At 53.3% G+C, this 13,044-nt stretch carries 6 protein-coding genes; 3 read left to right on the top strand and 3 right to left on the bottom strand.

Going from position 1 to position 13,044, the window contains the following annotated elements; genetic code table 11:
* Positions 1-227 precede the first annotated feature (227 nt).
* Both pdeH and SB13_RS16615 read left to right on the top strand, forming a co-directional pair.
* Entirely contained in the window at positions 228-968 is a 741-nt protein-coding gene (pdeH, locus tag SB13_RS16620; protein ID WP_235202430.1) for a cyclic-guanylate-specific phosphodiesterase, read from the top strand.
* 769 nt (positions 969-1,737) lie between these two features.
* The gene (locus SB13_RS16615) at positions 1,738-3,252 is read left to right on the top strand and encodes a sensor domain-containing protein (RefSeq protein WP_026741416.1); all 1,515 of its coding nucleotides are present in this window, start codon (positions 1,738-1,740) and stop codon (positions 3,250-3,252) included.
* 313 nt (positions 3,253-3,565) lie between these two features.
* Here the strand turns inward: SB13_RS16615 and SB13_RS16610 are convergent, their stop codons facing one another.
* The 3 genes from SB13_RS16610 to SB13_RS16600 form a co-directional block, all read right to left on the bottom strand.
* Entirely contained in the window at positions 3,566-4,855 is a 1,290-nt protein-coding gene (locus SB13_RS16610; protein WP_394296380.1) for an HlyD family type I secretion periplasmic adaptor subunit, read from the bottom strand.
* Between the two features lie 61 nt (positions 4,856-4,916).
* Positions 4,917-7,103 carry a type I secretion system permease/ATPase gene (locus SB13_RS16605; RefSeq protein ID WP_026741414.1) on the bottom strand — a complete coding sequence of 729 codons (2,187 nt, stop codon included), beginning with the start codon at positions 7,101-7,103 and terminating at the stop codon, positions 4,917-4,919.
* Positions 7,104-7,171: 68 nt separating this feature from the next.
* Positions 7,172-8,524 (bottom strand): TolC family outer membrane protein, encoded by a 1,353-nt coding sequence (locus SB13_RS16600; RefSeq protein WP_026741413.1) that lies wholly within the window; start codon positions 8,522-8,524, stop codon positions 7,172-7,174.
* A gap of 373 nt (positions 8,525-8,897) precedes the next feature.
* Between SB13_RS16600 and SB13_RS16595 the strand changes: the two genes are divergently transcribed.
* Positions 8,898-13,044 (top strand): beta strand repeat-containing protein (locus SB13_RS16595; protein WP_026741412.1); only part of this gene is annotated, 4,147 nt, incomplete at its 3' end.

The raw sequence follows: 13,044 nt of genomic DNA, 5'->3' as shown, positions 1-13,044 counted from the left end.
TTACGATTCCCACAGCCCTTTGATAAACTGGTCAAATTCGCAACACAGCAATGTGTCCGTCACGTTTACATCGTAATGTAGCCCACATTACGTTAACTGCCCCGAATTAACTTACATCGCGGTCAGGGCTGTTTTCAGGAGCTGTGGGATTATTTTAGTCATTCAGCGTATGTCTAACGGCGGAATATAGAGTGCAGCAAATCAGTCAGCTTAATCAGTTTGGGCCTATTCCACCCGATTGTGGGCCGGAGACAAAAGATGACGTTGATTTTTTGCTCAGTTGTCGCCGAAAGTACACTTTCCAACCGATTTATCGAACATCCGGACGATTGCTGGGCATTGAGCTATTAACTGCCATTTCACATCCGACCATCCCTCATCAAGCGCTTTCCCCCGAAGTCTACTTCGCTCGTATTGATGTCGGCATGCGTCTGAAAATCGTCATCGAACAGATGCAGCTGCTGCGTCGCTTAAATGACCGTTTCGTTCGAGACAATCTGCTGGCCTCCGTCAATATCGACGGGCCGGTGCTGATGGCGTTGCAGAAAAATCTTCAGGCCAAAAAGCTGATTGCCACTATGCCTTGGTTGCGTTTTGAACTGGTGGAGTGTCATGAAGGTCTGTCTAAAGAACTGCTGAACGCGTTGCCCGAAGCCAGCCGGCTGTGGCTGGATGATTTCGGCTGCGGCGTAGCCAACTTCTCATCGCTGTTGATGGTACGGCACGATTGCATCAAAGTCGCCCGAGAGCTGTTCGTCATGCTTCAGCAAACTGAAGAAGGACGCCAGATTTTTCATCTGCTGATCACGTTGATGACTCGTTACTGTAATTACATCGTCGTTGAAGGCGTGGAAACGGAAAACGAATGGGGCATGGTCAAAGCGTCCAACGCAACGGCAGCCCAAGGCTATTTCCTTTCCCGCCCTCAGTCATTTGAATATTTCGAGTCATTAAAACTCGAATTCTAACGTCACCACCCGTCATTCTTATCTCTTTAAAGAGTTACCCCTTCTTTTAATTTCTCCTCTGGCAAGACGATGGTCGGATAGCCTGATATAGCGGGCTATTCTGAGCAGTATGACGTGCAGATGACAACGTCCAAAACAACACATTTGGTTAATAAAGTTTAATCTTATGAAGTTTAATTCTTCAGTTTTTATTAATAATAGTTAACTTTGTTCATTTCGTGGCTAATAATTCTGCAAGTGATGATTTTCGTTATGAATCGCGGGGCGGGTTGTCTGTGCGAGAGTCAGTCAAAAATAGGATTTTAACCTTTTGATTATAATCAATAAAAAATCAAATGTTTGCTTATAACGATCAATAATTTCCTCATGATAGGTTTTTGTGATTAAAAGGGTATTAATTATTGGTATAATTGATTTGCTTCAGCGCAATTGATAGTCAAAATACAGCGCATGCTAAATGCATAAAGAACAGCTTTAAATTATTAGTAAATCTTATAACAGTGTTAGTGATATATATAACAAATAAGCTGAATCTTTCTATTTGATTATTTCTATCTTCACGCAGTGATATTTGGGGGGCTTTATGCTTACGTTTCTATGTTTCTGAATTCTCAGCCTGGCCGGATATTTTTTCCATTTATCCCATCTACTCTCCGGAAATCTGCTAACTCTGAAAAACTGAATAGGGGGATGTTATTACCGGGATCTTTCGTCTTCAGTAATGTGCTGCGTTCGTTCAGGACCCTACGGCCCTGAGGAGAGTATAATTGTGTATGAAATTATAATAACTCTATTGATTATTCTCTTGGGTGTCTCTTCATTCCGAAACCGTAAACACCAGGAAAAGTTCAGTATTGAAAATAAAAAGCTGGATTTTTTGAACATGGTTCTGTTTGCTGCGGAATATAGTCCCGCTGCTCTCATGATTGCCAACGAAAATTGCGAAATTATCTATGTAAACAGACAGTTCATCTCCATGTCCGGGTACGAAGCTGAAGAGGTGATTGGCAAAAATCCCAACTTTCTTAGCTCGGGGATGACCAACGCTGGCGTTTATGAGGAGCTGTGGGACGCGCTCAATAAAGGCGATATTTGGAGTGGGGAGTTTATTAACCGAAAAAAAAATGGTCAGTTATATTGGGAAAAAGCCAGCATAGTAAAGATATATAATAAGGTGAGTAACGCTATTCAGTATGTCGGCATTAAAATGGATATTACGGAGAGAAAAACAAAAGAGTATCACGATAATTCCTACAACCGCGCGTTAGAATTGTTGTCTAGCGGGGCGCCTCTTAAAGATATTCTTGATGCCATTATTTTCAGCGTAGAAGAAAAAAATCCCGGAAGAATTGTCTGCTCTGTCCTGCTTATTGATAAGGATAAGAAATGTTTAACCCTCGGTTCCGCCCCCAGCCTGCCCGGCTTTTATAAAAATGCCATTCATAATGTGACGATTGCAGAAGGTGCCGCATCGTTTGGAACGGCAGCATATACTGGTAAACGAGTCATTGCAGAAGATATCTCTACCGATCCAAGCTGGTCGCTTTATAAAGGTCTGGCACTGTATGCAGGCTTACGTTCTTGCTGGTCTGAACCTGTGTTCGGTCAGAATGATGAAATATTAGCTGTGCTTAGTGTTTATCATCGCAAAGTTTACTCTCCTGCCGAAGACGAAATCGAATCCATCGAGAAGTCCGCACAGCTTGTCTCCGTCGCCATTGAACGCTACCGCGCCATCGATATGCTGCGCCGTAGCGAGGAACACTACCGTCAACTGGCGCACTACGACTCACTCACCTCTTTGGCCAACGGCCTGACTTTTGCCGAGCAGATGGAACAGGCGATTCAGCTTTCTAAACAGACGGGACGCAAGATTGCCTTGATGTTCCTGGATTTGGACAAATTCAAACAGATCAATGACACGTTCGGCCATGCCGTGGGCGACCTGTTATTGAAAGAAGCGGCTGCTCGAATGCGCCTTGCCGTTCGCGAAAGCGATACGGTGTATCGTCGTAGCGGGGACGAGTTCATCATCCTCCTGCAGGGCATTAAGGCGCAGGAGAACACCTTGTATGTGGCGGACAAGATCCACTATGCGCTGAATGAGCCTTTCGACATTGACGGTAAAACGCTGGATATTTCCTGCAGTATCGGGATTGCGCTATATCCGGAACACGGTGCCGACGCGCTGTCGCTGGCCATCAACGCCGACGCCGCCATGTATCAGGCTAAAACGATGGGACGCAGCCAGACAATGATCTATCACGATGTCAATAATCACTAATTTCGGTCGTACTGCGCTACTGGCGGAGGGGCGTCGGCGCATTGATTGAAGGAAGAAAAGGGCAGGTGTGAACAACGGGCAATGCGATGGCGCTTGCCCGTTTTTGTTTAGCCACACTTTAGCCCGCACGCGCTTTCCGCCTTTTGTCGAGGTGAATAGGTACTCACTTCAGCGCCCTTGTGTTCAGTAAGGTGGCAGGCGCTCGACACAACAGGGGCCGTGAGCGATGTAAAAAAACGGGCAACCCTTGCGAGGTTGCCCGTCTTACGTAGATATCCCAATCAACTCATAACCGGTTGAGAATCTAAGGGAATTATCTTTCCCGCAGCGCTTCCGCCTTGGCTCGCAGGATAGGTTTGAGCAGGTAACGCAGAATGGTTTTCTTACCGGTCATGATATCGACGGTCGCGACCATACCGGGGATCACAATCAGCGGTTTGTCTTCGTTGCCCAGATGATTTTTCTCGGTGCGCAGGCGGATCACGTAGTAGCTGTGTCCTTCTTTATCCGTCACGGTATCCGGACTGATTTGCTCAAGATGTCCTTTTAACCCGCCATAAATCGTGTAGTCGTAGGCGGTGAATTTGATCACTGCCTGCTGACCGGGGTGCAAAAAGGCAATGTCCTGCGGGCGAATACGGGCTTCGATGAGCAGGCTGTCGTCTAACGGCACGATTTCGACCAGATCATTACCCGGCTGGATAACGCCGCCGATGGTATTCACAAAAATTTGTTGCACGATGCCACGGACGGGCGACACCACCAGCGTACGATTGACCCGGTCTTCCAGCGCTTTGCCCGTCGCCGTGATCTTGTTGAGATTGTTCTGCGCTTCATTCAGCTGCGCCAAGGCTTCGCTTTTATAGCGGCCGTGAGTCTCTTCGATCTTGTTATCGATTTCCTTCAATGCCGCCTCGGCGCGCGGGATTGACAGCGATACCGAATCCATCTGACCGCGAGTTTCCACCTCAGAACGACGCAGACGAAGAATTTCGACCTTCGAAATGGCGCCTTCCTTGATCAACGGCTCGGACATTCTGATCTCCTGCTGGAGCAAATTCAGACTGTTACGGTACTGCTCCTGTCTGGAAACATAGTCGCGCAGCTCCTGACGTCGTTGCACCAGCTGTTCTTTCAGGCCGGAAATTTCATTGTTGAACTGTCGCTTGCGGTTGTTGTAGAGATCCCGTTCGCCGGTAGCAATGGTCGGGGCCTGCTTTTCCACCTCGGGGGGGAGCGTGAACGGCGTGTCGTTGATCTCCGCATTCAGGCGAGCGATGCGCGCCAGCAGAGACAGCCGGTCAGCCTCGGTTTCACCGACGTTGGAAGCAAAGCGAGTGTCGTCCAGACGCAACAACGGTTCGCCCGCCTTAACGATTTGCCCTTCATGGACGAAAATCTGGCTGACGATCCCGCCTTCAAGGTTTTGAATTTTTTGCAGTCGTGTCGAGGGGATCGCTTTCCCTTCGCCGTGCGTCACCTCGTCGATTTCGGCGAAGGCGGCCCACAGCAGGAAAAAGCCGATGCATGCCAGAATTACCCACAGGGTGACGCGAATGATGCGGGGCGCATCTTCCACCATGGCCTGGCTGACTTCGGGCATGGTCTGCGCGTCGCTGTTTTTACGGGAGGCCTGAAAATAGGCCAGTATTTTTTTAGTCGTTTCAACGAGACGCATTGATCTGCCCCTTCTTTAATGCATCCATCACGATGGCTTTCGGGCCGTCGGCAATAATTCGGCCTTTATCCATGATGATCAGGCGGTCAACCAGCGACAGCATGGACACACGGTGCGTCACCAGCAGCAGCGTCTTGTTGACCAAGGCGGATTGCAGCGCCTGCTTGAGGCGATCTTCGTTGCTGTTATCCATCGCGCTGGTAGGCTCATCCATCACCAGGATGGGCGGCTCCAGCAAGAGCGAGCGAGCAATGGCTACCGCTTGACGTTGGCCGCCCGAAAGCTGTTGACCACGCTCGCCGACCTGCAGGTTGTAGCCGTCGGGATGAAGTCGGGCGAACTCGCTGACGCCGGCGATTTCGGCGGCGCGCAGCATGGCTTCGTCTTCCACATAGCGCGCGCCGCAAATCAGGTTATCGCGCAGCGATCCGCTGAACAGTTGGATGTCCTGGGGAACGTAACCGATGTTGTGGCGCAGATCGCTGACGTCCAGCTGGCGTGAGTCGACCCCGTCGATCAGCAGATTACCGCTGGTCGGCTGATACAGATTGACGAGTAATTTTTCCAGCGAGCTTTTGCCCGACCCGGTACGTCCGATGATGCCGACTTTCTCGCCTGGCTGAATGGTCAGGTTGATATTCGACAGCGAACGAATCTTCTGTTCCGGGTAATTGAAGGTGACATCGCGAAACTCAATGCCGCCGGCAATGCTTTCGCGTTTCAGCGGACGTTCGTCCTCCTTGCGCTCCTGCGGCAGCTCCATCATTTGCTCGGTCGTCACCATCGTCAGTTTGGCCTGCTGATAGCGCGTGACCAGACCTGACAACTGCCCCATCGGAATCAAGGCGCGTCCGTTCAGCATGTAGCAGGCGATCAGCGCACCCATACTCAGTTTGCCGTCAATCAGCAAATAAACGCCGACCACGATCATGATGACGCCCGCCAACTGCTGGAACCACTGGGTCAGGTTGACCGCCAGCGCAGAGAGCGTTTTCGCTCGCATCTCCAGACGGCTCAGGCTGCCGATCGTCTGCTCCCACTGATGCTGGCGTTCGCTTTCCGCGTTATTGACCTTTATCGCATCAAGCCCGCTCAGCGTTTCGATCAACGTCGCCTGACGTTCGCTCGCCAGATGCAGCGATTTTTCAATGGTCGAGGTGAGCGGTTTTTGCAACGCCCAGCTCACCAGCAAGGCCAGCGGGAAGGCGAGGATAGGGATCCACACCAGCGGGCCGCCGATAATGCCAATGACCAGCAATAGCAGCAGGGTAAAGGGAAAGTCGATCAGCGTGGTCAACGTCAGCGAGGAGAGAAAGTCCCGCAGTAGCTGAAATTCATGAATATTCTGTGCGAAGCTGCCGACGCGGGCAGGACGCGCTTTCATCGCCATACCGGTGATGCGTTCGAACAGCGTGGCGGAAAGAATAAGGTCGGTCTTTTTACCCGCGATATCCAGACAGATACTGCGCAGCGTACGCAGTATCAGATCGAAAAAGAAAGCGCCGCTGACGCCGAGGGCGAGTACCCACAGCGTAGACGTCGCCTGGTTGGGGACGACGCGGTCATAAACGTTCATCACGAACAGCGGGGTAGCGAGCGCGATGAGGTTGATGAGCAGGCTGGCGAGAATCGCATCCATATACAGGAAGCGGGACAGCTTTAGCGTGTCCTTGAACCAGGATTTTGTCCGCGGGATCAACGAGGTTTGCTGCAGATCGAACGAATGTCGTGGCTGCGCGAACATCACTAGTCCCAGATAGTTTTGCTGCAACGTACTGTGATCGACGACGATCTCGCCGCCCTCGGTTTCACTGGGCATAATGCGAGCGCTGCCGTCACTGTTCCACCCCAGCAGGATGACGGACCGGCCTTCTCGCATCAGCAGCATGGCGGGTAGCGACATGCCGGAGATTGCGTTCAGCGGTCGCTTGAGCACTCGTGCCTGCAAGCCCGCACGCGCCGCTGCGCGCGGCAGCAGTTCAACCGTCAATCTTTGCTCTGCGAGCGGCAACCCGGCGGTCAATGTGGTACGGCTGGCGGTTTTGCCCTGAAGTTTGCAAAGGATCAACAGGCTGTCGAGTAAGGGGTCGTCGTGACGATTGCGAGGATCGTGGTTTACGGAAGCGGCAGCGACGTCGGCGCTGCCTGGTGGTTGTTCATGCTGTGGCATCATGTAACCAAACATTCCTTAACTAAGAATGCCTTCCCCGCGGACGGAAAAGGCATAGGCTGACTGAAACATTATTGTAAGTCAGGCAAATCTACCTGCGTATTGACAGCGCTCAGGCTTTGACCTGCGGATGGCGCAGGAATAGACAGGCTGTTCAATAGGTCACCCATGCGGGCTTTCAGTCGATATTCGCTGTACAGAGACAGGAAGCGAATTTCCACCATTCGGCGTTGTGCCGTAAAGCGTTCGTTCTCACTGTCCAGCACGTCCAGCAGGGTGCGTTCGCCCAGACTAAACTGCTTCTGGTAGGCGTCGCGCACGCGGCGGCTGCGTTCTGCATATTCTTGCGCGATAGGGAGCTGTTGGCGCGCATTATTCATCGCAGACCAGGAAAGACGCAACTCTTCGTTCAACTGACGCAGCGTGTTGTTACGCACGTCTTCCGCTTCCTTGATCTGGAAAGCTTTCGATTCCAGGGTCGCTTTGGTGCTGCCGCCCTCATACAGGTTATAGCGCATGCGCAGCATTGCCTGCCATTCGTTGTACTTACCGCGCGTACCGTCAATATTTTCGTTTAAGGTACGGGCAAGCTCAACGTTAAATTTAGGATAGAATCCTGATTTTTGCGCTTCATATTGTTTACGGGTCGCTTCGATATCCGAATCGGCAGACTTCAGAATCGGGCTGTTTGCAACCATCACGCGTTTGGCATCGACCAGCGTGGCGGGAACGTTTAACGACTCGTTGCTCGGGATCTGCAACCCCACCGGCTCTTTACCGACGACGCTGAAATAGTTGCTTTCCGCATCGGTCAGGTTGGTTTGCTCGGTCAGCACATTGTTACGCGCCTGCGCGACACGCGCTTCGGCCTGCTCCAAGTCGGCCAGACGACCTACGCCTTGTTCGGAGCGCAGCTTGATTTGATCGTAAATGCGCTGGTTGGTGCTCAGGTTTTCCTCAGCCAGAGTCAGAAATTCGTGACGCTGCAACACGTCGAGGTACGCCTGGACCGCATCCAGCGCGCGAGCCTCGCTGGTATTCAGCATTTTGTAGGCTCTTGAATTGACAGTCGCTTTTTGCTGCGCAACGGTATTCGACGTCTCGAAACCATCAAAGACCCTTTGACTAAGGTTGATCGTTGTTTCTCGACGCGTAAGAATGTCGTTGCTGCTGTTCTGCGCGCGGGTGGATGGAGTGTCGAGGTTCTCTTTACCGATACCGGCGTTGAGAGAAATACTCGGTAGATAGCCCCCCTGGGCGGCACGCACGTTTTTCTCCGCTGAATAGCGGCTGTTACTTGCCGCACTTATTTCAGGGTGAGTATTGAGCGTGTTTTCAATTGCGTCTTTTAATGTATCAGCAAAAGAAATAGGGGAAACCGTGATTAATAAAAGTAAAGAAATAAATGGATTTTTACGCTTCATAATAACGCTTTTTCCTGAATGCCATTAATAATGAGTTATTTCTTTTTCAATAATGACTTAAGGAAACAACGATCCATTTAAAAAAAGATAGCTGTCAATCCATTAGCCGCTTATCGAAAAAATTGGCGCATTACCGTAAATTCTTTGCTCTAATCGAGTAAAAATTTTTGGTAAGAATGTTCCAAATTTTTTATTATATTAGGGGCTGAGTCAAGTCATTGACGTCAGCTAAATACTTTCAGATGCAATAATAAAGTAATAACAAGAGATTGAAATCACCTTTTAAAGCCCGAGTTAAACATAGGCTTTACATATAAATTTAATCGGTTTTCCATTCGATGAAATCCATCGAAAATATTGAGGAGATGCTATTGTGAGTAGCGTTATCGGTACCATCAAGTTTGTTATCGGACAAGTATTTGTCATAGCGCAGGATGGTACTCAACGTCAGGTATCTGCTGGCGACCATATCTATCGCGGCGAGCAAGTGGCCACAGGCAATGCTGGCGCCGTTTCAATTTCACTGCCGGATGGCCGGACACTGGACTTGGGACGAGATAGCCAGTGGAGCGAGTCCCAGAGCACAGGGACGACCACAGAGCATCGTGCGGCAGAGTCACAGGATGTCGCATCCGTTCAGGAAGCCATCGCGAAGGGCCTGGACCCGACTCAGTCACTCGAAGCAACCGCCGCTGGCGGTAATGCCACTACGACAGACATCGGTGAGGCCGGCGATGGCGGCGGTCATCGTGAGAACGTCGTATTGGACCTGACCGGTAACGTGGTCGATCCGACTTCTGGTTACGAGACCGGAACGCTTACTTCTGCATCAGATGTTTCTTCCGAAGACACTTCCGGCGGCACGCGTAGTTCAACTGTGTCGACGGATACTTCTTCTGAAGCGGCTTCTGCCGATACCACGGCTCCCTCGCTTGTCATCTCCTTTGCCGAAGATGGAAAGGTAGAGTTCAAATTTTCGGAAACGCCGAAAGATTTTGACCTTACGGACATTACTGTCGATCACGGCTCCATTACGGGCCTGACTCAGGACCCTAACGACCCCACGCATTGGGTCGCTATTCTGACGCCGGAAAGCGATTACGAAGGTTCGGTATCTGTCACCGTGCCTGACGGCAGCTATACAGATGACGCGGGCAATCCCGGTCAGGGCGCAGAAGGCAACGTAACGGTTGATACCCTTGCGCCGGACGCGACCATCACGATTGACCCGATTACTGCTGACGATCGCATCAACCTGGCCGAGTCTGGCGAGACGCAAACTATCACCGGGCGTGTCGGCGGTGAGGTTAAAATCGGCGACACCGTGACGGTGACTATTGGTGGCAACACCTACAAAACCTCGGTTGTTGATGATGACGATGGCAACTACGTCTGGAGTGTGGATGTGGCGGGCAGCACCCTGGCCGATAACTCACAGATCCACGCTGAAGTCACCACCACGGATGACGCGGGCAACTTGACTACCGCCACCGGCGATCGCAGCTACGAGGTCGACCTTGTTGCGCCGGAAGCGTGGATCACCATCGATGATGTCACCGCTGACAACACCGTCAATATCGCTGAAGCGGGTCAGAACCAGAATGTGACTGGCCGCGTCGGCAACGACGTGCAGGTGGGCGACACAGTGACCGTGACCATCGGCGACCAGTCGTACCAGACCACCGTCACCGCCTCCGATAACGGCAATCTGTGGAGTGTCAGCGTGCCGGGTGATGTACTGGCCGGTAACACTGAAATTCATGCCGAAGTGACCACGACGGACGCAGCGGGTAACCCGACGACGGCATCTGCCGATCACGGCTACGCGGTGGATACGGCGGCGCCGGAAGCGTCGATCACCATCGACGACGTCACCGCTGACAACACGGTGAATATTGCCGAAGCGGGTCAGCCGCAGGCTATCACCGGCCGCGTGGGCAACGACGTGCAGGTCGGCGATACGGTCACCGTGACCATCGGCGATCAGTCGTATCAGACCACCGTCACCGCGTCGGATAATGGCAACGTCTGGAGTGTAACCGTACCGGGCGATGTGCTGGCCGGTAACACTGAAATTCATGCGGAAGTGACGACGACGGACGCAGCCGGTAACCCGACTACGGCATCTGCCGATCATGGTTATGCGGTTGACACTACAGCGCCGGAAGCATCGATCACTATTGACGACGTGACGGCAGATAACACCATTAATATCGCTGAAGCCGGTCAGCCGCAGGCCATCACCGGTCGCGTCGGCAACGACGTCCAGGTGGGCGATACGGTGACAGTCACTATTGGCGATCAAACTTATCAGACCACCGTGACGGCGTCGGATAACGGCAATGTCTGGAGCGTCAGCGTACCGGGCGATGTACTGGCTGGTAATTCGCAGATCCACGCCGAAGTCACTACCACCGATGCGGCGGGTAACCCAACGACTGCGGGTGCTGACCACAGCTACGCGGTCGATACGGCGGCGCCGGAAGCATCGATCACCATCGATGATGTGACCGGTGATAACACCGTCAATATCGCCGAGTCCGGTCAGAACCAGAACGTGACCGGCCGCGTCGGCAACGACGTGCAGGTGGGCGATACGGTCACCGTGACCATTGGCGACCAGTCGTATCAGACTACCGTCACCGCGTCGGATAACGGCAACGTGTGGAGTGTCAGCGTGCCGGGCGACGTACTGGCCGGTAACAGCCAGATCCATGCCGAAGTCACCACCACTGATGAGGCGGGTAACCCGACGACGGCTACGGCAGACCACGGTTATTCCGTTGACACCACCGCACCAGAAGCATCGATTACCATCGACGACGTGACGGCCGATAACACTGTGAATATCGCGGAAGCGGGCCAGAGCCAGAACGTGACCGGTCGCGTCGGCAACGACGTGCAGGTCGGNGATACGGTGACCGTGACCATTGGCGACCAGTCGTATCAGACTACCGTCACCGCGTCGGATAACGGCAACGTGTGGAGTGTCAGCGTGCCGGGCGATGTACTGGCCGGTAACTCGCAGATCCATGCGGAAGTCACGACGACCGATGGTGCAGGCAACGCCACGACTGCCGGTGCTGACCACAGCTACGCGGTCGATACGGCGGCGCCGGAAGCGTCGATCACCATCGACGACGTGACCAGTGACAACACGGTGAATATTGCGGAAGCGGGCCAGAACCAGAACGTGACCGGCCGTGTGGGCAACGATGTGCAGGTCGGCGATACGGTCACCGTGACTATCGGCGATCAGTCTTATCAGACCACCGTCACCGCCTCCGATAACGGCAATGTGTGGAGCGTGAGCGTACCGGGCGAGGTGCTGGCCGGTAACAATGACATTCATGCCGAAGTGACCACCACCGATGCGGCGGGTAACCCGACCACGGCATCTGCCGATCACAGCTACGCCGTTGATACGGCGGCACCGGAAGCATCGATCACCATCGACGATGTGACCGCTGACAACACCGTCAATATCGCCGAAGCGGGTCAGAACCAGAATGTGACCGGCCGTGTCGGCAACGACGTCCAGGTCGGCGATACGGTGACCGTGACCATTGGCGACCAGTCTTATCAGACCACGGTGACGGCCTCCGATAACGGCAACGTGTGGAGTGTCAGCGTGCCGGGCGAGGTGCTGGCCGGTAACAATGACATTCATGCCGAAGTGACGACGACGGACACAGCGGGTAACCCGNCCACGGCATCTGCCGATCACGGCTATTCCGTTGATACGGCGGCGCCGGAAGCATCGATCACCATTGATGACGTGACGGCGGATAACACCGTCAATATCGCCGAAGCGGGACAGCCGCAGGCTATCACCGGCCGCGTCGGCAACGACGTCCAGGTCGGCGATACGGTCACCGTCACTATCGGCGATCAGTCATATCAGACCACCGTGACGGCGTCGGATAACGGCAACGTGTGGAGCGTGAGCGTGCCGGGCGATGTACTGGCCGGTAATTCGCAGATCCACGCCGAAGTCACTACCACCGATGCGGCGGGTAACCCAACGACTGCGGGTGCTGACCACAGCTATGCGGTCAACACCGCGGCGCCGGAAGCATCCATCACCATCGACGATGTGACCGCTGACAACACCGTCAATATCGCCGAAGCGGGTCAGCCGCAGGCTGTCACCGGTCGCGTCGGCAACGACGTGCAGGTGGGCGATACGGTGACCGTCACTATTGGCGACCAGTCGTACCAGACTACCGTCACCGCGTCGGATAACGGCAACGTCTGGAGTGTCAGCGTACCGGGTGAGGTGCTGGCCGATAACTCGCAGATCCATGCCGAAGTGACCACCACCGATGGGGCAGGCAACGCCACCACGGCCGGTGCTGACCACAGCTACATCGTTGATACGGCAGCACCGGAAGCNTCGATCACCATTGATGACGTCACCGGTGACAACACGGTGAATATTGCCGAAGCGGGTCAGCCGCAGGCTATCACCGGCCGCGTCGGCAACGACGTGCAGGTGGGCGATACGGTGACTGTGACTA

The organism is Lonsdalea quercina subsp. quercina (assembly GCF_000688695.1).
Taxonomy (GTDB): Bacteria; Pseudomonadota; Gammaproteobacteria; order Enterobacterales; family Enterobacteriaceae; genus Lonsdalea; species Lonsdalea quercina_D.
This window is presented reverse-complemented; position numbering and strand designations above follow the sequence as displayed.

Excerpts from the sequence above, each read along its gene's own strand:
- SB13_RS16610 (WP_394296380.1), bottom strand. The coding sequence starts at position 4,855 with ATGCCCGAAGTCAGCCAGGCCATGGTGGAAGATGCGCCCCGCATCATT.
- SB13_RS16605 (WP_026741414.1), bottom strand. The coding sequence starts at position 7,103 with ATGATGCCACAGCATGAACAACCACCAGGCAGCGCCGACGTCGCTGCC.
- SB13_RS16600 (WP_026741413.1), bottom strand. The coding sequence starts at position 8,524 with ATGAAGCGTAAAAATCCATTTATTTCTTTACTTTTATTAATCACGGTT.